The following is a 25,951-nucleotide window of genomic DNA, read 5'->3' as shown; positions in this document are numbered from 1 at the left end:
ATTTATATCTTCACCCAATATCATCATTCTCGTGTGTTTCCATTTTATTAAATGCGGTATGATTAGCGCCGTAAAAGTATGTAGTAAACCTTCTACGTAACACGTGAAGTTTAAGGAAAGCATTCTAAGCTTTATATAGGAAAAGGTGTTCACTCGTTTTGTTATCTAAAATTCTCAAGCCTGTAGCTTTAAAGCGATTAGCGTATCGGCTAGCCAAAAAGTTAATTATCGTCCCCCATCATGAGTTAGAGCCTGTCCCGGAAGGCAATCGCGGTTCTAGTTGGTTATCTAGTGGTGAAGACCCGCAATTCATTATCCATCCTGCACGTCGCGTCCCTACTCGTAGCTTTAGTAAAGGGTGGTATTTGCTACGTATAAAGATTAACGAGGCAAATCATCAGTCGCACGTAGGCAAGCTCTATTCTAATCTTCAACAAGGTGAATTGGTGTCTATTGATGTTCCTTGGCATAGCACTAAGTTCGTGAATAGACTTTTTTACCTTGAAAGTGCAAACGCTATGCTCAGGTTTGACCCTTGTGAAGCAGAAACAGAGTTCACAATAAATACTTTCATGATTTCAAAAGTGCCATCCTTCATTGCAATGAGGCACATGAAACAGCGCTTGTACAAGTTACTTAATCATGTCGATAACATTGAAGAATACCTGGCCGCCAACTGCAAACTCAATGGTGGACGGTTAATAGATACAGTTTACAAAGAATACAATAATACGTTTACTCATGGTGCAATGGAGAAAAGCTATCCGTTTTGGGTAGAGTTTGACGAGCCGCGCGCCATAGAGAGGATGAAACAAGCTTTCACTGCAAATCAGTCTCAAGTGAAGTTTTCTATCATATTGCCGACGTACAATACCGACCCTGTTTACTTAAAAGCATGTATCGACTCTGTGGTACAACAAACTCATAAAAACTGGGAACTCTGTATTGCAGATGATGCTTCAACTGACTCCCAAACCATCGAAGTATTGAAGGCATATGAACAGCAGTATTCTAATATAAACGTTAAGTTGCTTAATGAAAATGGACATATTTCTAAAGCAAGCAACGAAGCATTAGGCTTAGTGGCTAATGATTACGTACTCTTACTTGATCACGATGATACTTTACCAGCACATACGTTATCCTTCTTCGCAAAGGCCATTACCGAGAATGCATCAGCGCAAGTTCTCTATGCCGACGAAGATAAAATAGACGAGCAAGGAAATCGGCATCAACCCCATTTCAAACCGGACTGGAATCCAGACTTGCTGCTAAGTCAAAATTACATTTGTCATCCGGTAGTTTATAAAGCCAGCTTACTTAAAAAAATTGGTGGCTTTAGAGTTGGTGTTGAAGGTTCACAAGATCACGATTTGCTATTAAGAGCTACAGCTAATCTTAGTCGTGAAGAAGTGGTGCATTTACCCTTCATTCTTTACCATTGGCGAGTTATTGAGAACTCGACAGCATCGAATGCATCAGCTAAATCATATACAACCGATGCAGGAATTGAGTCTATAAAACATTATCTTTCTCAGTCAAAGCAAAGTGCATCTGTTGAAAAAGGCAAATACCCTAATACGTATAAGGTCAATTGGTCGTTGCCAACTGAGCAGCCCTTAGTCAGCTTGGTTATACCGACAAGAGATGGCTACGATATTTTAAAGCAGTGCTTAGAGTCTATTTATGACAAAACAACATACGATAACTTTGAAATTATTGTTGTAGATAATCAAACGACGTGTGAGAAAACATTAGGCCTCTTTAATGAATATTCTGAAGCGAAAATGAACTTCAGTGTGTTGAAGTGGGATAAGCCTTTTAACTATTCGGCAATTAATAACTTTGCGGTGTCACAAGCAAGCGGAGAAGTCGTTGGCTTAATAAATAACGATATCGAGGTTATCAGCGAGCACTGGTTAACAGAAATGGTCTCCCATGCGTTAAGACCTGAAATAGGCTGTGTAGGAGCCAAGCTCTACTATCCGAATGATACTATTCAGCATGCCGGTGTTGTATTAGGAATAGGAGGCGTTGCTGGACACTCACATAAGTACTTCCACAAGAGTGAACCCGGTTATTTCACGCGATTGCACCTTGTTCAGAATATGTCTGCTGTAACTGCAGCCTGTTTACTAGTGCGAAAGTCCGTTTTTGAAGAAGTAGGCGGGCTAAATGAAGAAGATCTAACCATCGCTTTCAACGATGTAGATTTTTGTTTAAAAGTGCACACTGCGGGCTATCGTAACCTGTTTACACCGTGGGCCGAGCTTTACCACCATGAGTCGATAAGTCGCGGTGAAGAAGATACGCCAGAAAAAATAGCCAGATTTAATAAAGAAAGTGAGTACATGAAGGAAAAGTGGAAAAAGCTGTTGTCCAATGACACCGCTTATAACCCTAATTTGTCCAATACCCATGAGAACTTTTCACTGCGTTAGGCACTGAACAATTAGAAGTATTATGAACAATTTCCCCCTATTTTTTATACACATCCCTAAAACCGCCGGTTCTAGCTTTCGAGTTGCAGCTGAGCAATATTTTGGCTCTGACGCCACTTATTTTGACTACGGACAAGGGTCAAAAGAAACGCATCCCGATATATTAAAATATGAATATGAGTTGAAGGATAGATATCTAGCTGCAAAGTGTATTAAGAACAATGCTAAGTTTTTGTCTGGACATGTCATATACCCCAAGTATGCGCCATTTTTTCAGCCGAAGAGCGTAGTAACTTTTGTTCGAGAACCTGCCCAACAAATACGCTCTCATTTTGAGCATTTCTCTAGACTTCACGGGTATAAAGGCAGTTTCAAAGATTTCATTAAAGAAAACCGATTTGCTAATATGCAATCCAAAGCACTTAATGGAGTGTGGAACGATGCGATAGGGTTTATTGGTATAACTGAAAGGTACAGTGAATCAATTACGCTGTTTAATCAATACTATAGTACTGACATTAAAGTATTAGATATAAATAAAAACACCGCAAAACCCTCTGGTGCCTATATGTTCAGTGAAGATGAAATTTCATTGATTCGTAAAATGAACCCTCAAGATTTTGCACTTTATGACTATGCATTGAAGCGATTTGACTTGCATAAAGATCTTTTAAGCAAAGGCCTTCCATTGGTTAGGTTCGGTGAAATGAACTTGGCACTTAAAGATAAAGGAAAGCAGCTTAATATGTGGGGCTGTTGCTATGAGCAAGAAGAGGCTCTAGAAGCAGATATCTTGTTAGACGACGAAGTCGTAGACGAGCTGAAATTATCAGATTACAGAGCTCAGGGAGCGGAACGGAATATTCACCGTAGTGGCTTTGTGGGTAAAGTTTATAAATACCCAGCGACCTTTGAAAAAGGACAAGTAGTAAAAGTCAGAGAAAAGCAAACACAGTTAATAATGTTTAAAGATGTAGTTAGCTGATATGCTTTTTAACCTATTACATAACATTAAAGATGCGCTTTTAAAACGCTCTCCTGATTCAAAAATCAAGCTGGTTGCAATAGCAAAAAACGAAGCCGCATATTTAGCTGAATGGATTTTTCATCACTTATATTTGGGTGTCGATGCGATCGAAATACACTTTAATCGCTGTAGCGACAATACGCCCGACTATATCAAAATATTTGAAAAAGACAGTCGAGTTAATTTCGTCAATGCAGATGATCTATTTGAAAATTACAAAGGTAACCCGCAAACTAAAGTTTACCAAGACGCTTTAGCGACTAGTAGAGGTCAGGGATTCACACATTGTTTATTTTTGGACATAGACGAATTTTTAGTGCCAACTGATTTAGGTATGAAAATTAAAAGCTTGGTTCAGTCACTAGATGGGCCAGAAGTCATCAGTTTCCAATGGGGAAATAAATGTGAATCGGCTGAAACATTTACTCGGGCGATAGATCAACAGATTGACGTATCGCGCTCCCGCCATGTTAAGAGCCTCATATCAACTTCTGTCAATAAGCCATTCCTGACTCCCCATGGTCCTCGAGATGATAAGTATAGAAGAGTCTTGCCTAATGGAGACAAATTTATATCAGACGGAAAAACTGGGGCGCTCTTGTCGCATGATTTTCTTAATAGGCCTATAGATTCTTGGTTTGTGATGCATCGGATGTTCCGCAGCCAACGAGAGTATGTAGCACTACTTGCTAGAGGAAGGCCAAACATCATACATAAAAGTGACGGAGTTTCTTCTTTGAAAAGTAACCGAAATGGATATGGCCCATTTCCGCACCTTCAAAGTGTAAATTTTTCGAGCTCTTCACTTAAGAAATACGAAAGTTACATGAATAAAAATCTAGAGCGACCTGCTCTACGGCGGGCTATCGAAAAAGGAAGGCACTATGTGTCTAGTAACTTCGAGCTCGTTTTGCAAATAATAGAAAATGCGTCATCTGAAGATCTTGAGCTAATTAAAAGAGTTACTCAAAGAGTGACGCTGTCAGAAATTCAAAAAGCGCTTGTTAATAGAGGTGTAAGAGCTAAGTAGCAAACTTTTTACCTTATTGACAATGGTTTCGAGCCAGTTCAATAATGGTCTAACTTTTCTTTATAGCGATTAAGCCTTATCTGGAATAAAAGTATGGATGCGATAAAACTGTGGGGCTTGTCTTTCTTAGCATTATTATGTGTATGTTCCTGTGGAGGCGATTCACATTCGTCTTCGCAGAGTGCATCCTCGGGAAAAAATCAAACAGGCAACATTTATTCAATAGCCTTGCCCAAAGAATTTACATCTGATGTAAAAGTATTTGTAACATTAAACTCCTCCCAAACGAGCAGCGATCAGAGTGTGACACTTGAATCGTGGAGTTCGTCACTTGGGGCTCCCCTAGATGTGTCAAAGACAAGCGACAAGACATTTAGTTTTATTGCTCCACAAGTACGCAAACGCACTCCTTTTACAATTACAGCAAGACTAGTGGACGAATCTGGCAGTAAATTTAGTGTCAGTGCGCAGTCTTTAATTATTCCATCTAAACCAAATTTCATTGTTATCTTCACCGATGATCAGGGGTATGCCGACGTAGGGGCTCATAATATAGTTAACGATATAGAAACTCCGAATATAGATAAGCTAGCTGCTAACGGCGTACTATTTTCAAATGGCTATATTACCGCTCCGCAGTGCACTCCCTCACGCGCGGGAATGATTACTGGCATGTATCAGCAAAGATTTGGGGTAGATGACAATAGGTACACGCCAATACCTAAAGACGTGGTGACAATGGGTGATCGATTTTCAGATTTGGGTTATACCACTGGGTTAGTCGGAAAATGGCACCTTGAGATCGACCAAAATTCAAAACCTTGGTTTAGGGAGAATTTTCCAGATACTCCTATTGAAGATTTTAATCCAGGAAAATTACCCTCTTCATTGAAAGAGCAATATTACCCTTCATCTTTGGGCTATAGATATAACTATTTCGGTTATGCAAATCGCTATTGGGCCAATTACGATTTGCATGGAAATACAACAGAGCTAGGGTGGGTGAACAATTCAGACTACAGGCTGGATGTTATTTCAGATGCGGCATCCCAATTTATTGACATTAACCACAATGAGCCGTTTTATCTTCACGTAGCTCACTACGCCCCTCATGTGCCTTTAGAGGCAACAGAAGATTACTTATCCTTATTCCCTCAGCAAACATCGAATAGACGCAGGTATGCGTTAGCAATGATGTACGCTGTAGACTCGGGTGTAGGCAAAATAGTCTCAAAGCTTGAAGAACACGGAATTTTAGATAATACGATTATCGCATTTATTAGTGATAACGGCGCGCCAATCGGACTTGATTTTACCGATGCACCTATCAGTGAGAAAAAAGAGGCGTGGAATGGGTCGCTTAATACCCCTTTGTTAGGCGAAAAAGGCATGCTGACAGACGGCGGTATAAAAGTACCCTTTATCGTACATTGGCCAGACAAATTGCAAAACAATACTGTTATTGAAGAGCCAGTTATTAGTTTGGATGTTCTTTACTCAGCAATAAAAGTTGCGGGGGCGACTGAAGATATATTATCTGAATTAGATGGTGTCGATATCTTCCCTACAGAAGGCTTTAATAAAAACTATCTTTCAGAGAGACCTCTTTTCTGGAGATTTTGGAATCAGTCCGCTGTTCGGCTCGGGAATTATAAATATCTTAGAATGGGCTCAGATTATGAGTTTTTATTCGAGCTATCTTCTGAAGAGTCAAGTACGAACAACTTAATTTCAGATATGCCTGAGAAAGCACAAGAACTCAGAGGTTTATATGAAAAATGGAACGCAGAAATGCTACGGCAACCCCAACAAGATAGTCTAAATTCTCAAGAACGTGACTGGTTGTCTTTTTATTTAACACCTTGATACTTTACATGCGCTGTTGAGTCAGATAGCTTCTTGATGCTTGATAGCATTCACGAATTTTAAGCGTAAAAATTTAGTGCAAAGTTAATTCATGAATAAGAATTGAAGTCGCGTGTTAACGCTGAAACCCAGCGTATAATGCTAACCCTCAATTTCCCATGAAATTTTTCTATTAGATAGGACAAAATGGAAGCAATTAATTACCCATTATTCTTTATTCATATATCCAAGACAGCTGGTTCTAGTTTTCGCGTTGCAGCCGAACAGTATTTTGGCAAAGAGCATGTCTTTTATGATTATGGGCCCAAGGCGAAGGAAACTAATCCAGAAATCAGAGCGTTAGAGTATGATAAGCGTGACAGGTATGCGTCTGGAATGAACATAGTGGAGAAAGCAAAGTTTGTTACAGGGCATGTGAATCATCCCAAGTATGCTCCATTTATTCCTGCAAAAAATGCTGTTACCTTCGTTCGAGACCCTCTCCAGCAAGTCCGTTCTCATTACGAGCACTTTACGCGGCATCACCGTTATAAGAAGTCATTTAGTGAATTTGTAAATGAACCACGATTTAAAAATGTTCAATACAAGGCTTTTCAGGGTACTTGGCCTGATGCTATTGGCTTTATAGGTCTAACCGAACGTTACAGTGAATCATTGGCACTCATTAATAAAATGTACTCTATTGATATTCAGGGGCTTGATATCAATAAGAATACTGAAAAAAAGTCATCTCGATATGAGTTGTCAGAAGAAGAAGTCGCTTTAGTTAAAAAGCATAACGAGCACGATTTTAAACTCTATGAGTTTGCACTTACTCGTTTTGAACGTCAAAAATTAGCCGTAGAGTCTGATAGCTCTTTCATCCGTTACGGCAAAACAAACATGGCTAAAAGTGATGAAGGGAAAATGATGAAAGGTTGGGCTGCCAATTACGATAGTCAGTCTGCGGTAGCGTTAGAAGCACGTGTAGGTAAGAAGAAAATCGCTGACCTTCTAGCAAGTGAGTACAGAAGCACCGCGAACGAGAGAAATATCCATCGAAGTGGCTTTATCGGGTTTAGTTTTGTCTACCCTAAAAAGCTTAAAGATGGTACTCAAGTAGATTTCGTAGTTAAAGGGACGGGGGAAGTTTTGTTTGGTGACGTTGTTAAGCGCTAGTACTTCAATTACCTCAGTGTACGACTCAACTTTCATCACTTCGCGCTTCACTGGAAAAGCTAGCTATTTGTTCGTGAAGCCTGATGTCGCGTCGTGCAATACGTATGAACATTAATTTACTGCTGGACAAAATTCAACAGCGGTGAGTCCGCTTTGTCTTTGTTGCTCAAATAAATTAAGCCAGTCTTGCATTTCTCTTCGTTAATGTTGCTGCATGGTTGTTCTCCTTAGCAAAAAGAGAACCCCATGCCGCAGCTAACTTCCAAATTGAATTTGGGCATTACCGGACGGAAACACTTCTACCGTCAGTATCCCTTATCCCTTGGCAGTCACACTACTACGCCTCGTTTTACTCCTAAGTTTTTAATCATTCCATATTGAATGTATAGCACCTTAAAATGAGGCTTGTTCTAATTAGATATCTACTGGTTAAACGATTTTAGAGAATCAACATAGCTTATGCCGTTCTCTTCACAAAATGATTTCCAGTCATCCACTTCTGTCCATTGACTAAGAAAGACAAAGTCTAGTCCGTATTTACTTGAAGAAAAGTAGTCATACTTACTATCGCCTATAAATAAAGCAGGAACGCTGATGTTATTTTTCTCTAGTTCTCTATCAAAAATTTCTTCTTTTGAATCAGGGCTTCCGTATATTCCACCCTCAAAAAGATCAGCTAAATTACGTTTTTTGAATAATGCTCGCAATTCAGACTGGGAGCCTCCAGACACTATCAACCAATTTGCGTTTTGTGTCTGTTTCTTTAATTCGTAAAGGTCTTCATTAAATTCGCAGTTTAGTAGTCCTTTCTCAACGATGTCGGCATAACGCGTCAATAGTTGCTCGTAGGCTTCATTTCGAATAGACCTCTCTAAAAAAAAGTCTACAAACCAACGAAATTTTTTAAATCGAGAGATTCCGCCATTTTGTGTATGATATTTTTTTAGCTTTTCAGCATTATTCTCACCATAAGGTAATGCAGCGTCATAAAAAGCATTTGTTTTTACCTTATTTGAGTTCAATATCACACCATCGCAATCAAACGCGATAGTTGAATAATCAGAGAGTTTCATTTTTAAACCCTCTAGATTTCATAGCTTCTTCAACAATTTCAACGTCAGAAGGTGCGTCAACTGCATAACTTCCTGGTTTGGTCTCAATCATTTTTATGGTTTTACCGAACTCAAGAAACCTCAGTATCTCTATATCTTCTGATTGTTCTAAAAGACTTTTCCTACTAAAACTCCCAAAAGCACTTAACTCGTGTTTACTAAAAGCGTAGATACAAACCTGCTTTTTATACCTCTTAGGCGCGTTTTCTTGGTCTTTAAAACCTGGTATGGGCGCGCGAGACATATACACTAATCTATCGTCTTCAGTAGTAATAACTTTGGGGATGTTAATATTAGAAGGGTCTTCATCATCGTTTAGATAGCTAAAGCCATTGATAACAAATTCAGGGTAACTTTGTTTTTGGTCTAACACTTTTATAATATCAGAAGGATCAGCTAGAGGCTCATCGCCTTGAACATTAATAAAAATGTCTGCGTCAATTTGTTCGGCAGCTTGGGCTAATCTATCTGTTCCAGTTAGCGCTGGACCAGTCATTACTATATTAAACCCCGCATCTTCGACAACATTCTTAATGCGCTCGTCATCAGTTGCGATGTACACATTTTCTTGACCAATAGCTTTTTCTGCGAGTTCCGCGACCCACAATATCATTGGCTTGCCTAGAAGCTTCACGAGTGGCTTTCCAGGATACCTGCTAGAAGCGAATCTAGCAGGTATTACCACAACAGCTCTTTCACTCTGCGACATATTAGACACCATAAACTGAGATCGATGGAATATCGTATTCGGTATAGGTAATTGAAGTTATGGGTAACTTTACCTGTTCAATAAATGCATTTAACACTTTTTGCATTTCTTGCGTTCTGTTATCGCCTGAGCCGAAACCATCAAACCCAGCTAAATAAACATGTTTAGCAGATCCTGCAGCAGCAACAGCTAGTGCATAGCTTATAGCTAGAGAGTTTGGTATTGATGCTGAAGTTTCACCTATAGTGAAAGTGTTTTCGCTAACTTCCAAAGCAAAATCATAAAGAGTTTTGTCTTGGAGTGAGTCGGTAACATCATCAGGTAAAGCCGAAGCAGGCGTTATCAGTGGTTGTGGTAACACTAAGTGATGCTGACAATCAGCAAGTAAGCGAACTGGGTGGCTAGCGATTCTCAAATCGACCAACTCTTCTGGTAGCGTGCTTTGAGCATTCATAGCAATAACAACAGGGGAGTGCTTTTCAATAAATGATTGAATTGCCGACGTGTGCTGCTTTAATCCTGGACCCGCTCCAAGAATTAGAACTGATTTTCCAAGGATTTGGCTTTTGGGAGACCACGCACCTTTACCTTTTTCTTTAAAGAAGTTTCTAGTGGCATCGAGTGTATTGAAACTAAACTTTGAGCCGCCCTCAACCCTAAGATGCTCAATAGCGGCCAATATATCTTCTTCACTGTACCGAGGATCGCTAAGCATTTCTTGAATAAAAGTCGGATGAATACCATATTTTCCAGAGAGGAAATAAAATGGGTTCGAGCCCCAGCCACATTTGTTTTTGAGTGGTTGGAAATATGAACGAATAATAGCCATTAACGGGACTAAGTTAACATTTTTTCCCTGTAAAGCAGCTACCTCAATAACAAGCTCTTCTGTTCTTGCGTTACCAGGCCCGCGTCCCATGCCCGTAACTGTAGCATCTAGCCAAGTCACGCCTTCTTCAATAGCCGTAAGGGTGTTTTGTAGTGCTTTACCCATATTGTCGTGCGTATGAATACCAATAGCGCCATTCCAATGCTTTTTAAACCATGTGATGATAGTTTTGCATTGTTCAGGTCCCATGCTCCCCATTGAATCGGCAAAGTATAAAGCGTCGATATCATATTTCGAAGCTGCCAATGCTAGCGCTTCAACCTCAGTTTGAGAGCGTTCAGCAACCTGCATTAAATTAAACCCGACTAAGAACCCTCTTTCTTTTAGCCACACGCACGCTGGCAAAGCTTGCTCAAATTCATGGACATGACAAGCAATTCTTACTAAATCGACTTTTGATTTGTCAGCATCTTTAGGGAAAAGTGAGTCAAGTGCTTCTTCTAGAGAGGGTGCGCTAGCTAATTCAGATGCATTAACCATCACGCCAACTTTTAGTGAGGTTGGTATGGGCAACGTATCTAGATAATCCTCGGTAGTAAAGCCAGCAGCGCCTTTGAAACCTTCGTTTTTTAAAGAGCGCATACCAAGTTCGACAATATTAACGTTAGCTGCTTCCATTGCCTGTAGATATTGTTCCACCACGTGCTGAGGGAAATTCCAACTATTATAATAACCGCCATCACGTAGTGTGCAATCAAGAACTATCACTATATTAATTTCCTTTCTATTTCAAATGACTCTTTAGAGCCTTTAATATTTCTTGCCAATTCAAACTGTATGACAAAGTGCCAGCTTGATCTTCATTGCTAGTAGAATTTTCATCTTTACCGGTGATTAACGTAACATCTGTGTAAGTGTCAGGAAAAGTCATCAGTTTAGAGTTTGTATGAATAACTCCTGGTTTTTTCAAAACCCTCAACGGTACAAATGAACTTGTGCCTCCATTGGTAATAAACGCGTCAATATTCAAACATTTTTGGATTTTTGATTTGTAATCAAACCCTATTAATGAAATCAATTTAATATTTTCAACTGACATCAGATTCGAAACTAATAGATTGTAAATTTCGATATCTTTTGATGTCGGATTCGATGAATTGATTGCTGATGTCATTCCATCAACGTAGACATTAACTGTGTTGAATGTTTTGGCCAAGTTTTCTAGTATGTTGGTATAACCTTCTAGCTGTTCTAACCAGGCGCGCTTAGCTGATGTAATACCAATCCACAATTCTAAAGTGAGTTTTTTTGATGGGTCGGAAAGAGTGCTTCCTTTTTTTCCATCATTTAGAAGTGCAAGTTCCATTGATTCCATGCACTCTCTAACACGCGCTGCGGTTACTTCATTATTGGACAGCTTTGATGGCACTCGTACTTTCTGAGTCCTATCCCCACCACCATAACCCAATGCATTACACGAGTTTTGAGTTACAACAGCAGGAAAAAAAGTAACGGTGTCATCGGGCTTACTATAAGAAAGTTTTATGTCGAATACTTTAGGGTCATAGAAAATAGGTTTACTATTCGTGTACACTATTTTCGAAGTACAGAGGTATCGTAAATACTTAAATTGATCGTAGAAAAAATGGTATGGAGTAGTTTGCCCAATTTCAAAAGCAATCTTCTTAGCACTATCTTTCCACAATAGCCCTTCATTGATAGTAGCAATTAGCTTTGTTAGCTGACTATCAACATAGTCAGTTTTATTTTTTCCAATATAGTAGATATTCGAGCCAGTTATAATAAAGTCTACGAAACTCGTAGATTGAATCATAGCCCAGGCGCTTTCAAAATTTTCATCTGAAAAAATTATCGCATTCCACATTCCTTGTGTTATCTGACCTCGTGGGTAAGTGGATACCCCTAGTAATGAGGGGTGTTCAAATTTGACATGCTCGTCCCTAAATATTGATTCTATGACGAAAATAGCAGTGTCTACATTTTTCTGGAATACCGCCTGTGACAATATGGCTATCAATGAAGAGCTTTGGGGAGCTCCTTTTATAGATGAATAGCTTTGTATATCTGCGTAAAACATTGCGTCGGACTACTCAGGTGTAATTGAAGATTGGGTAGCCAATGCATCAAGTGACGATGCATATTCTAATTTGTTTTTAGATAAGAATTGAACGTAGTGACCCGCGTTTCTAGCCCGGACACTATCGTAATACTCAGCATCTTCGCTAGTCCATTTACACCAGTTGATTAACTCTTCAGAAGTAGAGTTTTCTACATCCTTATAACGTACAAATGGGATACCTGTTGTACTTGAAAGCTCTTCAGTACGAGAGTCAATAGCAATCACTTTACCTGGAACGCCAGCTTGAATTGGAAGGGCTACACCATGGTAACGAGGACCTACAGCCAAACTGAACCGTTTAGAGTAGTGCATCCAATTTTGAGCATCCGCGAAAAGTACACCATGGCTTTTAAACCAACTTGTAATTGTTTCCCAGTCTCCTAAAGAGTTGTATACAGTTTTTAGTCTCTCTTGCTGCTTACTATCAATAGTAGAGCCTTCGTTTAAACAGAGTTTGATGAGGCTTTCAGGGTGTTGTATCACATAGTCGCCCTGATACTGATTCACAAGTTCAACTAGCGTTTTTTCAAGTACATAGGACGGGTGCCAAGGATTACCTGCAGCCGTCAGTACTCTAAAGTGTTTAGTAGATGCTTGGTGTTCTAGGCACTTTTGACCTACATTCAGTTCTGTTGAAATGAATTGAGATGGACAACCAAAAGGATTTGAATCTACACCACAAGTTTCAATTACCTCAGATGTGAAAGAGCCTCTAGTGATAATATTTGATACCGAACTGTCGACCCTAAGCTCTTTTGTTAATGCTAAAAGGCGTTTAGTGCCCTCAGGTATTTCAGGATGGGTTCCTACATTGTTACTTTGTGCGCCCAAACCAATAAACATGGTAGGCAAATCGAAAGCTTTAAGTCTATCTGCCCAAGTTCCCAGATCGACATGTGCACCTATTTGATTTGCGCAACAAATGACCAGCATGTCATAAGCATTTTTCACCTGTTCAGGGTTATCTCCCCAATGAACTTCTCTAACAACGTCCGCTTTAATTATTTTTTTTACGCCTTCAACAAAAGCCGTATTGCCTGTATTTCCGCCTGTAGCTGACATCCATCGTTTAGAGTCAGCAAATGCCATTTCCGATTTCACAAACCTGTCGATGTGAATTAGGTTTGTGATTATTCCAATTTTCATACGTGTTCCGCTTTGTTTGTAAAGTTAAAATTTTATCGCGTCTCAAAAAAAGCCATGTGCTCTTCAGCACATTCGGTGTAACTAAGGGGAGAGGCTATGTTTTGATGTAAATCATTCCACAGTGTTATGTTAGATACCGCGTATTTTAACTTGTTTGCCAACTCTAAAGGGTTTCTGGCACTAAAATGTAGACCGTCAACTCCGTCTTGTACTTTTTCTGCCATACCTCCGATGTTCGAGACAATCAAAGGCCTACCGGCAGTAAAAGCTTCTTGAATAACCATTGGGGAGTTTTCCCACCATATCGATGGTACTATCACCCAGTCTATTTCTTTCAACCTTGTTCGCTGCTCATCCGGTCTGTATGGACCAACCCAACGTAGGCACCCTTCAGCAATTAATTTTTTAGCTAACTTCTTAATTTTAATTTGAAAATCACCAGATTGAGTTTCTAAATTTGAACCGTGTATTTCGACAAGAACTAGTTTTCTTTCTTCTTTTGTCATGCTCCGAAGCGCTTCTAAAAGAATATCTATCCCTTTATACGGATTAACTTGCCCGAAGTAGCCAAATCTATTTCTAGTTTCGTTCTCTGCGATTGGGCGAGGGGCTATCGGTGGCAAGTCACTTTGACCATTTTCGATGACCACTATATCGTCCTGCTTAATACCCCAATTTAAGTATCGTTGGCGCAAGAACTCAGAAGGGGAAATAAAGCCATCTGCAAGATCAAACGCAGACTTAAAATGGTGCTTACGAAGCCAAAAGTCTTCAGCTGTATTTTCTGGAAAGCAGCCTCTGCATTCATCGTAACTTTCGCTACTGCACAATTTCATTTCTTTACCCGTTTTCACCATTTGACCATTGTGTTTACAAATAGCCATGTATTCGTGAAGGGTTAGATAAACTTTAATGCTGCTATCATACTTTTTAATAGCCCGAATGAACTCAAGGCCAATGTGCGCATAATGGTGAATGTGTACGACAGTGGGTTTAAGTGACTTAAGCAAATCCACAAACCATGTAGTTACCGACTCTTGATGCGCAGATTTCATTAAATGCCAGTCAGCAACGCCTTGTTCCCACAAATACTCATTGTCACGACGTTTGTGAATTTGCCCAGTAATGCCGCGACCGCGATCAGCGCGAGCCAAAAACCATGTGTCTTCCACATTTTCATTTTTCTTAAATGCTTCAAACAAGTTATAAGCTGCAATTTCAGCACCACCCAAACTAAAATCGGGATGACCATGAGATACGACTAAAATTCTTTGTTTCATGTGCTTAGTTGCTTCCTTTTAACCGTTACTAACGCTTTGCTTAAGTAATGAAGACCATTTGTTCTGATGACGGGTAGCGTTATATATTACCACTTTGGTTCTAAAATCGGGAGCGCCGGTTAAGTTGAATGATTGGCGTTCCAAATGAGTCAGGTCAACGGTCGGAACATATATGCAGTGTTTGCCTTTTTCTCTGATTTTAAAGCACAGATCAGAATCTTCGAAATCACCAATCAAATATCCGTTATCCCACCCTCCAATAGAATCGAAAAGCGAACGCGTCATTAACATACATGCGCCAGTTACCGCCGGAACAATGGTTGGTTCAGAATGCGGGTCTAAAGTTGGGTCAATGCCCATATTAGGGTGATGGTTAACCCATATCGACAGTTCATTCCGATACACGAATTCCATACCTGCATGTTGAATGGAACCATCAGCAAATAAGAGCCTTGGCGAAACCACACCGTAATCTGAATTGCTATTTAACACATCAGTGAGTTGTTCAACCCAGCCAGGGTTTGTTGGGAATGCATCACTATTTAGGAAAAGTAGGTAGTGAGCTGTCGCGTATTCCACGCCTAAATTATTGGCGCCGGAAAAGCCTCTGTTTAAGCCACCCCAAACAACTTTGAATGGAATTCCATAAAGGGCATAAATATCGCTAGATAGTTTCTTGAAAGGCTCAACTAATGAAGGGTCGTCGATTACGTAGATTAATTCACAATGATTTTGTACGAAAATGTCTTGTGAGAAACACTGCATCTGCGCTTCAACAAAGTCTACTCGGCCATACAAAGGTATTATTATGCTTGCTCCAGGGGCAGTAGTTTCACCAAAACTATAAACCTCGTGGGGCATAGCGGCTATTGCTTTGTTTTTCTGAGCAATGGCACTAGTAATTAAAGGCTCATCTATTTTGGTTATACGTTTTGGGAGTTCGGATAACGGAGTATTAATAGAGGCTAAAAATTCTGCGAGTTTTTTAGGGGCGGAATCAATACGTTCGACGTTACACTGCGCGACCTCGTGGGCACCCTCAGAGGAAAGTGCGTAAATTCTTAATAGGGTTCCAGGATTACAAGCTGTTAATGCTTGAACAAACCCTGTAAGCGGGAGAGCTTCAGTCATCTCGTCTTCAAATGCATCGTAAACATCTTGGCGATATTGAAAGAACGCTGAACGCATTGGAAGTATTTGGCCTTGATTAGTTTCAAACCAAACAAAGGAGTCTTTTTTTCGGATAATCCATCCTGATGTTATCGCTTCACAACCACTTCCTGTAGCTGATGCAGAATCTAAAAATGCTTTAACGTTAGGGTGAGGGCCAGTTGCCTTTGGAACAACTTTAGTCCAATTGGCAAAGCGTTCAAACTGTTCAGTGGTAAATTCGAGTTCAGTTCCAAGGATGTTGCTAGCTTCTTTAAAGTACTTAGAGCTATGGTAGTCTTCGTCGGCTTGATTTGATGTTTTAACTAGCGATCGTAAACTAGCATCGCCACTGATGCCAACTAACCCCTCGTTTCTTCCTTCTGCTTTTCCGTAGTACAGATAATGAAAAAATGGATTAATGCCAGACGCCGCTACATCAGGATATGCCTGTATATATTTACTAGTAGAGAACCACTCACAAGGGTCGAGTCCTTCTTTCCAACCTTCTGTCACGAAATGGGAAAGGTGGTCGTTGGTCTCTAGAAAAGTATATTTTTCAGCGTAGAATTCAGCGTTAAATTCGCTTTCTATTGTATTTTTCATTAGGGCAGGGGTGATCTCCCCTTTGTTTTTCTTGAAAACGTTTAGCACTTAGCTCTCCATGTTGGAACTACATATTATCTTTGAGTAACTTTAACAAAATATCTGGGAAAGTGTAGATATTTGGGTCTAGTTAACTACTTTCTCCATATAGCTTTAAATTAGAAAAGCCGATTGTAGTTGCTCGTCAATGGGGGAATCACACTTCCTTGAAAATTTGAAAAACTTCACGATTCAAACAGTAAATTCTTACTTCCAACTTTGTTGGAATATAACGCTATATCGGACGAATAAATTTCGCGAACCCATTTGATTAGGCTACTGTCATAGAGTGCTGCGTGAGATGGACATTTTCCTTCTCTTTTCATAACAGCAATATCAAAAGCTGGCATATTAGAGAAATTATCATCTGATATTAAGTCATAGCCACTTGTTCCGTGATTAGTTAAAGGTCTAGCATCCAGAACATCTAAATTTATCTTTTCCTTCAAAGTGCGTGTACAATCCGCAAAGTCCTCAAGAGAAAAGTAATTATTATAGTTTTTGAAAAGAAGAAATGACGACTGAGGTCGCCAGTGTATATCCATATTAATTTTGAAAGGTTTATCAAGAGATAAAACAAATTGCTTAAAACTCAGGTTGTCAAGGCTCAAATTCCTATTCGTGGCATTTCTATACTGCCAAGCCTCCGGTTCCTTAGATACAAATTTGTCCAAATAAACCGATGCAAGTCTCCTGAAAGGACATCGCAGTACAACGAAGCTATACTTGGCTTTAATAGCTTCACTGATCGATGGCACAAAAGTTTGATTGTTGCCATGGATCCAATGGCCGTTTTCAATGCCACTTATGCAGCCATTTTCGTGCGCAACAGTCAGCCTCATCGTAGAACATGCGTTTTTAGGAATGAAGGTATAAAGAGTATCGACTTTATAAATCATCATACTGTGGTTCATTGCAAAACAATGTGAAGGATTTTTATTTAAGTTAATATTAGTTTGGGAGCTAAAGTTAAACTGATTCAATTAAATTCGCCTAGGCTTTAAGAAGATTAAAGTTTCATGATGTGCATAGTAATTATTGCGTAAGCTTCTGATATTCAATGATAAAACGATATTAAACTGTTTTTTATTGATTGAAAGAAGTGAAAACCTGCCTTAATATATAAAATTTTTTGCTACAAATTGCATTAAGCTTTATCGTATTTTGAACACTTGCTAACAGAATGAAAATAAAATCGTTTTCGAACAATGTGGTTAATTAGTCAGACAGTTGTTCGAAAACTTTTGAGAAAACAGCTAATTTTCCATTAACTGTTTATATTTTTTAATTCTGCTTCTAATTCAATAATATTTACACGAAGATCATCAAATGCCATTCCCGCTCTATGGTTTCCAACTGGTGAACCTGCAATAGCTCGATAGTTTAAGGAAAGTGCTTCCGAGATCATTCGATATCCTGGATCGTCCAATCCATCGACAGCAATTTCGATTATATCTACAGTAGAATCTATATTAGTCCAAAGTATGTTGGTCATGCCAGCACCATGTATACCGACAATTTTTCTGGCGCAATGGAATATAGTTACTTGATCTTCGAATGATAATGTTCCTGGATCAATAAAAACAAATCCGTATTTAGCTAAAAGTGTTTCTACTTCATCAATATTCTCAACCCTTCTGTGAGACGCATCATTCCGTCCTACAAAGATCTTGTCAAAACCGAGGTGTTTAGCATCGTTTTTTGCAAATTTTTGGACTATTCTGTTATTTAGTTCAACTATATATGACTTTGACCAGCCACCTTTAAAATGTATTCCATCACCCAAAGATGGTCTTATTTTTCTTTGTTCAGTAACTTTCGTGACTGGAAGAATTAAGTCATCAAAAAATAAGTTTTTTCCCTCATCGAAGTACACAATCGATGTTTCATCGATACCAAAAGCGTCTAGAGACTTTAGAGCAAAATCAATGTTAGCGATGTCTCCAACGAATACTTTATCATAATCAAAATCAAACTTTTTTAGCAACCATATTCGAGGGAGGCAATCTATGAACCAATGAAAGTATTGATTGTAAAATCGGTGATAACACCACGCGATTCTTCCGGGGGATTGTTCAAAATCTGTTCCCTCTCTTAAGAGCCACTGCCATTTAGTTGTTCTATCATTCATTAAATCTGGGTGGAAAAAACCTAACGACATATAACAAGATGCTTCTAATACAGCATCGGGAGACTCATCGTTACTTTCTTGAATGAGGACCCCTGACGGCATAATTGCTTTAACATTCTTTGTGCTAAATACGAAGTGTTCTATAGATAAATGATTATCCATAAAAGATCTGCATCCTTGTAAAGGAGGTACACGTCCCATATCGTAAAGATTATCAATCTTATAAGACTCAACACTATTAAGCAGAACACTTCCGGTGCGAGGTGATTTTTCGATATTAGTTAGCGTTAAGGGCCCCCAAGTAAAGTCACTCGAATCTGGCTTAGGCTTATTTTCATTTCTTGGATAACGTATATAGTTTTTGTAAACAGACATGATTAGTAACTTGGTGTAAATCGTAGGTTGAGTAGAGTACTACCAGAAAGGGTTTTATCGTAAAGCTCAAAACTATATTTGACAAATTCTAAATTAGATAAAACCTTTCTAATACCCTTGGATATTATCTTACCATCACTTACTTTAGGCTGGAATCCGACACAATAATTTGTTGCCTCATATCTGTAATCGAAGGCGCTCGCTGCCCCTGTAAATGTAGGAGCTACAATAACTGCCAATGGCTCCTTGATTAACTTTATTCGGCCAGTGCAAGATTCATTAATATAACTTAAGATTTTTTTCGATAATAGACTCAACACTTCATTGCTTGGATGATTGAAAGTATAAAAAGGCTTACTTTTTTCTGCGACCTGTTCAATTACATCGTAAACTGTCAAGTCAGAATTAGTATCTCTTTTTTGTAGTTCGTCTACAGACTTAATGACTTCGTTCTCGTACTGCTCTAGCCAAAAATACTTGTCATTTAATTTATTAACAACATTCTCAATACTCTCTTTAGATGTCCAAGAATTGAATACTGTTCTACTATGATAAATGTCTAACATTGAAGTGATTCGGCCAATTTCTGGGCTAGATATATAGACGAGATCTGGGCAGAATTTAGTTAAAAATATGTTTGGAATTACTACGAGTTTGCTACCCATTTGTTGTCGTAGATTTTTTGTTTTTAAAATTTCAATGTGGTAAGAATCGTTTAACTGTTGTGATATTACTACATCAGCAAGAGCTAATTTTTGCTGAATAACCTCGATATCACATTGTTGGAGAAGATGGACAATTAAAGGCTCCAATATTGTGATATTTGAATTCAATTGGGATAAGCAATGCCCGATGGGTCTAGCTTGGCAATTTCCTATCACTAAAACGTTTAATTTAGACATCAAATCGTTCCTTAATTAAGCTATACAGCATGATATCAATATCATTTGCTTCAATAAGTTTTTGATATAATTCATTACCTATGTTCGAGTTTATTTTAATTAATTTTTCGGTTAGACACAAAGGCTCTCTATTTGATACGTTAATCTTCTTAACTTCTAAATTTATTTCATACGTAGTTCGTGTGCTTAAATATTCGTTGAGAAGCTTTAAAGAAGTATCATATTCCTCAACTAGGCCAATAAACGGCAGTTCTTTACAGGCTAATATCGATCTTTGAGATTCACAGCCTTTTTCTGGAGTAAACATGGTTGAAAATCGACTACTGTGGAAGTCTCGACATTGTCTGTCGTAATTAAGAGATAAGCGGGTCTCAATATAGCCTGCTAATGTTGTATTTCTTGCTAGGACTGCTCCAAAACTTTCCCCCCCTTGCTTTTTTTCGAAAGAGTATGCTGAAGCAATTCTATCCAATGGGTGGCGGAAGAATATTACAGGTATAACTTCAATATCATCAAATGTTGGTACTGGGAAAATTGCAGTGTGACTAGAGAAACATTTCGCATTGGGATTATCCAGAATCCATTGCTTAACTTGTTCGCGGTTCTTAGCTGGTTGAGCTGGGAACTCTCTAGTAACCCACTCACCTTTTTCTTCACTGAAATTTTCTTTGAATGCCGCGTCCAGGGATGTTCCAGCGTTCTTAAACAAGTGGTAATGTAGTATAACTTTTCTCAAAATATGTTCCTTTTAGCGAGTAGTGAATAGACCAACAGAGGCAAAGATTTCTTTAAACTCGGCTTTTCCACCTTCAAATGAGAAGTTAGATTCAACCATTGTTTTTTGGTTTTCAGAAAATTTTTGCCAAAGTTTCTGATCATCATAAAGTTGAATAATAGCGTCTACCCAACTATCTGCTTTCTCGGCAATTAATGTGCTTATCCCATGAGTAAGACCTGTTCCTTCCGCTGCAACATCGGTCAGCACGGTGGGTAACCCATAAGCCATGGATTCTAGTACTTTACCCTTAATGCCTGCACCAGAAAGCAAAGGCGCGACAAATACTCTGTGATTATGGAAAACATCATCCAAATGTTCGGCAAAACCAACCATTTTGATATTGTCACATTCAAACTCTTTCATTCCATCTGGCATGTTACTGCCGTAAACGTAAAGTGTTATATCTGGACGTTGTTTGGCAAGTAGCGGCATTATATCTTTTGCCAAAAACTCTACGCATTCTACGTTAGGCGTATGGTTGAATCCGCCTAAGAAAACAATACCTTCGCGCTCATCAAATGAAGGGCCCGGTTGCTTCTCTTCTAATACCCAGGGTGTAATATGAAGTTTTTCTGCATCCAAAATGTGGCTAGTTATAACGGCGTGTTCAGTAGCATTATAGGTAAGAATGGCATCTACACTGTTGCAAACGCGTAATTCCCTTACACGCGTTTCAAGCGCGTCGGTGAGTTTTCCGTTATCTTTACCGTTCTGAAGGGCTGCGCGTACTTCACGCAAGAAATGAAGATCCGCGTTGTTAAAGATAACCTTTTTACCCTTAGCTTTAATAGTTTGAAGGTAAGCTTCTGCAACGTAATACCGTGTAATGTACACAGCATCCATTTCATCTAAACGGCGCGCTAATACATCATCCATAGAGGTGTAGAATGGTGCATAAAGTACTTCAACGCCCATTTTTTGAAGTGCTGTAGTGTACTTACCGAAGTGTGCTAAATTTTCTGGTACGAAGGTTACTTTAAAACCTAGCGACAGCATCAGTTTGATTTCTTGAATAGCAGCATAGCTCCCAGCATCTTTGTTTGGCTGTGGGCTTGCATAATCAATTACAAGAATTCGCTGATCGATATTTCGGTCTTTTTCTATTTTTAAGTTTTCTAGGCTTGCTTTGCCATTGTGTTTAAATGCTTTGAACCATTTATTTCGGAACGTCTTCTCGTTCACAACTTGGTAACGTTTTAAGCCTTTAGTAACGTCTGTGCCATGACTCTGGCCCTCAAAATGAACGACTTCAGAGGTTGGTACATATACGGTTTTATAGCCGGCATCTCGCACTTTAAATGCTAAATCTGTATCTTCGTAGTAGCACGGCACAAGTTCTTCACTAAAATGGCCAACTTCTTCCCATACTGATTTGGAAATACACATAGCGGCGCCAGAAACATAGTCTACTTCACGGGCATAATTAAATTCTGGCTGTAGGGGGTTCGCGTCACGCCCTACGTTCCAAGGTTGCCCATTGCCCCATACAATACCGCCAGCTTCTTGCATAGAGCCGTCTAGGTTAAGAAGTTTAGACCCTGTTAGTCCAATCGTTTCGTCTTCTTTGTGCTTTTCAATAAGCTCGTCAATCCAAAACGAAGACACTTCAGTGTCGTTGTTTAAGAAGATAATATAGTCGCCCGTGGCTAGTTCAGTTGCTCGGTTACAACTTCTCAAAAAACGTAAGTTTTCTGGATTTCTTGAGACAACTAGGTTTTCTATTATCGACTCAGCTTCACTTGTTTCATCTGTAGAGCAATCGTCAGCCAAAATCACTTCGTAACTTGTTTTATTATAAGCGAGCAAAACAGAGGCGATGCAGTGGTAGGTAAGCTCAAACTTGTTGTAAGCCGGTACAATAATAGACACTTTAGGCTTGTCGAATTTAGGTAACGAAAAGGCTGGGAATTTCTTTCTGTCCTCATAGCCTTCAACTAATATTCCATGAGCGGTCACTATTGACTTCATGTCAATTGGTGAGTTGCCTTTCACGCTACTTTCCAACTGATAGTGCAGTGCCTCATAGCGTCTGTCAGCTTGCTTGGGCAAACTCATAAAACCAGGTTTTTTGTGACTGTCTTTCAAATACATCCATGGAGTCAACACTGGCTTGAGCGTAAAGTACGCCCCACCAAGTTTTCGAGCTACTCCTTTAATAGAAATTTCCAGTAAGTGATTTTGATTATCTAACACTTTTGCGGGTAGCCAAACATGGTCTTGCACACTTTTGTTTTGTGAGTTTATGGTGTGCTCACATACAACTTCTCCATCGCAAGATATTTCAAGCGTTTTCTCTTGGATCGGAGCGTTAGATGAGACAGAGAAAAGGAATTGATTGCCATTAACACTCTGTGCTTCTGCCCAAAATGAAGGTGCTAAAATTCCAACTTCAAATTCATTGGTTTCTAGCGGGATATCACTCTCTAACTCCCTAAGTTCCAAAGTAGAATTGTCTTCAAGCGCTGTAGTGTCTATTTCTAATTTGAAACCGTGTAGACCTGCATTAATATTCGCTTGTTTTAAATCTGGCCTTAATGTTTCAGCAACTCCTGAGCCAACAAGCTTGTTGTTGCAATAAATAGCAATTGAAATGCTTTTTTCGGAGTTGAGATCGGCAGCCCATCCACTTAGGATTCCACCACTTAAGGCGTCTATGCCGCCTACTAACTTCGTGCTACTTGCATCCATTAAGCATTATTCCTTTGAAAAAATGGAGTTTGTAATTCTTATTATCAGCCATTGTGTAAGTTTGACGTACCATGGTCAAGAACCTCAGGGCGATTTTGCTTATTTAAATAAGTAGAATAAAACGCTACTATTGTTTGTATAGTTTGTTAGGAGCACTATCAATGAGAAAAGGAATAATACTAGCTGGCGGATCTGGCACACGTTTACATCCGTTAACTAAGGTTGTTAGTAAGCAGCTTATGCCTGTTTACGACAAGCCTATGATTTTTTATCCGTTAACTACGTTAATGATGTCGGGTATTCGTGATGTACTCATTATCACCACGCCTGAAGAGCAGCAACGTTTTATCGAGCTTATTGGTGATGGTTCAGCTCTAGGCATGAATATCCAATACGCGGTTCAGCCTTCGCCAGACGGTTTAGCACAAGCATTCCTTATAGGCGAAGAGTTCATTGGTAATGATAGTTGCTCACTTGTTCTTGGTGACAACATTTATTACGGTCACGATTTAAAACTTTCGCTTCAAAATGCATATAAGCAAGAGCATGGCGCTACCGTATTTGGCTACCACGTAAACGACCCTGAGCGTTACGGTGTAGTGGAATTTGACGATAACTGGAACGCGCTTTCAATTGAAGAAAAGCCTGCTGTTGCTAAATCTAACTATGCGGTTACTGGCCTATATTATTATGATAATCGCGTTGTCGATTTCGCAAAAGAGGTTAAGCCCTCACATCGTGGTGAACTAGAGATAACCGACCTTAATAATCTTTATCTGCAAGATGGCAGCTTAAAGGTTGAGCTGATGGGCCGAGGTTCTGCTTGGCTTGATACGGGAACGTTGGATTCATTACTTGATGCAGCAAACTTTGTTGCCGCTATTGAAAAGCGCCAGGGCTTAAAGGTTTGTTGCCCTGAAGAAGTCGCTTTTAGAATGGGCTATATAAACGCTGAACAACTCGAAAAGCTAGCAGCTCCACTTAAGAAAAGTGGTTACGGCGATTATCTGCTTAAAGTCATCAACGACAGAGTTAAAATTTAACATCACTTCAACTTTTCAAAGGTGGCAATGCCACCTTTCTTCTTAATTTAATTTGCCAGTTTGTACGGAAAGTATATGCAAGTAATCAAAACAGACATCCCAGACGTTAAAATTATCGAGCCAAAAGTATTTGGCGACGAACGCGGTTTCTTTCTAGAAACCTTCCGCACCGACTGGTTCAAAAAAGAATGTGCCGATGTTGAATTTGTGCAAGACAACCATTCAAAATCTAGCCAAGGAATTCTTCGTGGTCTGCATTACCAGTTAGAGCAGACCCAAGGGAAATTGGTTCGCGTAGTCAGCGGCGAAGTATATGATGTTGCAGTAGACATGCGTAAAAGCTCATCGACTTATGGAAAGTGGGTAGGGGTTTTACTGTCGGCTGAAAATAAGCGTCAATTATGGGTACCCGCCGGTTTTGCTCACGGTTTTTATGTAACCAGTGAATCTGCTGAATTCGTGTATAAGTGTACCGACTACTATCACCCAGAATCAGAAGTGTCGGTTAAATTTGACGACTCTACTTTAAACATCGATTGGCCATTAGTTAATGGTGAAAAGCCGTCTTTATCTGGAAAAGATGAAAATGGCGTCGCTTTCGTTGATGCCCCTACGTTTTAAGGATTAAACATGAGTATTGTAGTTATTGGCAATGCTGGCCAATTGTCGTTTGAATTAGTGCGTATTCTAGGTGAAGACACTATTTGCTTAGGCCCTGAAGATACTGATATTACCAACGAATCTGTGCTATCTGAAACGCTAAGCAAACTAGCGCCAAGCGTTATTATTAACGCAGCGGCGTATACTGCGGTAGATAAAGCAGAAGAAGATTTCGATTTATGCCACGCCATAAACGCGACAGCCGTTGAAAACTTAGCAAAATATTGTAAGCAGTCGGGTGCATTTTTAGTGCATGTGTCTACCGATTACGTGTTTAACGGTCATAAAGGTTCGCCTTATCTCACTGACGATACTATCGAGCCTCAAGGGGTTTACGGTAAAACTAAGGCTGATGGTGAAAAAGTCCTGCTGGAATTACTGCCTAACTCAAGTTGCTTAATTCGTACCGCGTGGGTGTATTCGTCTCACGGCAATAACTTTGTTAAAACCATGCTTCGTTTAATGGCAGATAAGCCTCAATTGTCGGTGATTGACGATCAAATTGGCACGCCTACGTGGGCTAAAGGGTTGGCGGAAGTGTGCGTAAGTGCTGCGCAGAATAAAACCCAAGGTGTATATCACTGGACCGATGAAGGCGTTGCTAGTTGGTACGATTTTGCGCTAGCCATTCAAGAACTTGGCATTGAAAAAGGTTTGTTGTCTTCGGCTATTCCAGTATTGCCTATTCCTTCTTCTCAGTACCCTACACCGGCTTCACGTCCGCACTATAGCGTGCTAGATAAAACCAGCACACGAGATACTTTTTCATCACTTAATCTTACACATTGGCGTACTCAATTGTCTGCCATGATGGATGAATTGAAAGCATAATTATTGAGTAA

Annotated in this window: 20 protein-coding genes; 8 read left to right on the top strand and 12 right to left on the bottom strand. The window is 39.5% G+C overall.

The features are described from left to right. The first annotated feature begins 158 nt into the window (after nt 1-158). From AVL57_RS17345 to AVL57_RS21215, 5 genes are all read left to right on the top strand, one after another. Nucleotides 159-2,441 carry a glycosyltransferase family 2 protein gene (locus tag AVL57_RS17345; protein WP_057795828.1) on the top strand — a complete coding sequence of 761 codons (2,283 nt, stop codon included), beginning with the start codon at nt 159-161 and terminating at the stop codon, nt 2,439-2,441. A 22-nt stretch (nt 2,442-2,463) separates the two neighbouring features. Beyond that, on the top strand, nt 2,464-3,426 hold the full coding sequence (locus AVL57_RS17340; protein ID WP_057795830.1) for a hypothetical protein: 963 nt from the start codon (nt 2,464-2,466) through the stop codon (nt 3,424-3,426). A 1-nt stretch (nt 3,427) separates the two neighbouring features. Then, nucleotides 3,428-4,498, top strand: coding sequence for a glycosyltransferase family 2 protein (locus AVL57_RS17335; RefSeq protein WP_057795831.1), 1,071 nt, complete (start codon nt 3,428-3,430; stop codon nt 4,496-4,498). Nucleotides 4,499-4,846: 348 nt separating this feature from the next. Next, nucleotides 4,847-6,364: a sulfatase-like hydrolase/transferase gene (locus tag AVL57_RS17330; RefSeq protein WP_232363265.1), complete on the top strand. Its 1,518-nt coding sequence runs from the start codon at nt 4,847-4,849 to the stop codon at nt 6,362-6,364. Nucleotides 6,365-6,550: 186 nt separating this feature from the next. Beyond that, entirely contained in the window at nt 6,551-7,522 is a 972-nt protein-coding gene (locus tag AVL57_RS21215; protein WP_057795834.1) for a hypothetical protein, read from the top strand. 422 nt (nt 7,523-7,944) lie between these two features. Here the strand turns inward: AVL57_RS21215 and AVL57_RS17320 are convergent, their stop codons facing one another. The 12 genes from AVL57_RS17320 to AVL57_RS17265 all read right to left on the bottom strand — a co-directional run bounded on the left by AVL57_RS17320 (nt 7,945) and on the right by AVL57_RS17265 (nt 23,406). Continuing rightward, nucleotides 7,945-8,595: an HAD family hydrolase gene (locus AVL57_RS17320; protein WP_057795836.1), complete on the bottom strand. Its 651-nt coding sequence runs from the start codon at nt 8,593-8,595 to the stop codon at nt 7,945-7,947. Beyond that, nucleotides 8,582-9,343 carry a 3-deoxy-manno-octulosonate cytidylyltransferase gene (locus AVL57_RS17315; protein WP_057795838.1) on the bottom strand — a complete coding sequence of 254 codons (762 nt, stop codon included), beginning with the start codon at nt 9,341-9,343 and terminating at the stop codon, nt 8,582-8,584. The genes AVL57_RS17320 and AVL57_RS17315 overlap by 14 nt, the downstream gene beginning before the upstream one ends. 1 nt (nt 9,344) lies before the next feature. After that, a complete protein-coding gene (locus tag AVL57_RS17310) occupies nt 9,345-10,940 on the bottom strand; it encodes an aldolase catalytic domain-containing protein (protein WP_145974497.1) in 1,596 nt (531 codons plus the stop codon). 16 nt (nt 10,941-10,956) lie between these two features. After that, entirely contained in the window at nt 10,957-12,270 is a 1,314-nt protein-coding gene (locus AVL57_RS17305; protein ID WP_138118241.1) for a hypothetical protein, read from the bottom strand. A gap of 9 nt (nt 12,271-12,279) precedes the next feature. Further along, nucleotides 12,280-13,458, bottom strand: a complete 1,179-nt coding sequence (locus AVL57_RS17300) for a polysaccharide pyruvyl transferase family protein (protein WP_057795845.1) — start codon at nt 13,456-13,458, stop codon at nt 12,280-12,282. A gap of 32 nt (nt 13,459-13,490) precedes the next feature. Next, nucleotides 13,491-14,738 carry a glycosyltransferase family 4 protein gene (locus AVL57_RS17295; RefSeq protein ID WP_057795846.1) on the bottom strand — a complete coding sequence of 416 codons (1,248 nt, stop codon included), beginning with the start codon at nt 14,736-14,738 and terminating at the stop codon, nt 13,491-13,493. Between the two features lie 18 nt (nt 14,739-14,756). Next, nucleotides 14,757-16,493, bottom strand: coding sequence for a glycosyltransferase family 2 protein (locus AVL57_RS17290; protein ID WP_167542089.1), 1,737 nt, complete (start codon nt 16,491-16,493; stop codon nt 14,757-14,759). A 224-nt stretch (nt 16,494-16,717) separates the two neighbouring features. Further along, on the bottom strand, nt 16,718-17,515 hold the full coding sequence (locus AVL57_RS17285; RefSeq protein ID WP_057795850.1) for a sulfotransferase family 2 domain-containing protein: 798 nt from the start codon (nt 17,513-17,515) through the stop codon (nt 16,718-16,720). A gap of 284 nt (nt 17,516-17,799) precedes the next feature. Continuing rightward, the gene (locus AVL57_RS17280; protein WP_057795851.1) at nt 17,800-19,038 is read right to left on the bottom strand and encodes a glycosyltransferase family 61 protein; all 1,239 of its coding nucleotides are present in this window, start codon (nt 19,036-19,038) and stop codon (nt 17,800-17,802) included. Nucleotides 19,039-19,040: 2 nt separating this feature from the next. After that, on the bottom strand, nt 19,041-19,940 hold the full coding sequence (locus AVL57_RS17275; RefSeq protein ID WP_057795852.1) for a WcbI family polysaccharide biosynthesis putative acetyltransferase: 900 nt from the start codon (nt 19,938-19,940) through the stop codon (nt 19,041-19,043). Then, nucleotides 19,933-20,676 carry a sulfotransferase family 2 domain-containing protein gene (locus AVL57_RS17270; protein ID WP_057795853.1) on the bottom strand — a complete coding sequence of 248 codons (744 nt, stop codon included), beginning with the start codon at nt 20,674-20,676 and terminating at the stop codon, nt 19,933-19,935. Before AVL57_RS17270 ends, AVL57_RS17275 begins: the two co-directional genes overlap by 8 nt. Before the next feature lie 12 nt (nt 20,677-20,688). Next, on the bottom strand, nt 20,689-23,406 hold the full coding sequence (locus AVL57_RS17265; RefSeq protein WP_057795855.1) for a glycosyltransferase: 2,718 nt from the start codon (nt 23,404-23,406) through the stop codon (nt 20,689-20,691). A gap of 161 nt (nt 23,407-23,567) precedes the next feature. On the opposite strand from AVL57_RS17265, the gene rfbA reads away from it, so the two are divergent. The 3 genes from rfbA to rfbD all read left to right on the top strand — a co-directional run bounded on the left by rfbA (nt 23,568) and on the right by rfbD (nt 25,940). Then, nucleotides 23,568-24,449 (top strand): glucose-1-phosphate thymidylyltransferase RfbA, encoded by an 882-nt coding sequence (rfbA, locus tag AVL57_RS17260; RefSeq protein WP_057795856.1) that lies wholly within the window; start codon nt 23,568-23,570, stop codon nt 24,447-24,449. 75 nt (nt 24,450-24,524) lie between these two features. Further along, on the top strand, nt 24,525-25,070 hold the full coding sequence (gene rfbC, locus AVL57_RS17255) for a dTDP-4-dehydrorhamnose 3,5-epimerase (protein ID WP_057795858.1): 546 nt from the start codon (nt 24,525-24,527) through the stop codon (nt 25,068-25,070). A 9-nt stretch (nt 25,071-25,079) separates the two neighbouring features. After that, a complete protein-coding gene (gene rfbD, locus AVL57_RS17250) occupies nt 25,080-25,940 on the top strand; it encodes a dTDP-4-dehydrorhamnose reductase (protein WP_057795860.1) in 861 nt (286 codons plus the stop codon). The last annotated feature ends 11 nt before the right edge of the window (nt 25,941-25,951 follow it).

The sequence above is a fragment of the Alteromonas stellipolaris genome, assembly GCF_001562115.1.
Taxonomy (GTDB): domain Bacteria; phylum Pseudomonadota; class Gammaproteobacteria; order Enterobacterales; family Alteromonadaceae; genus Alteromonas; species Alteromonas stellipolaris.
This window is presented reverse-complemented; position numbering and strand designations above follow the sequence as displayed.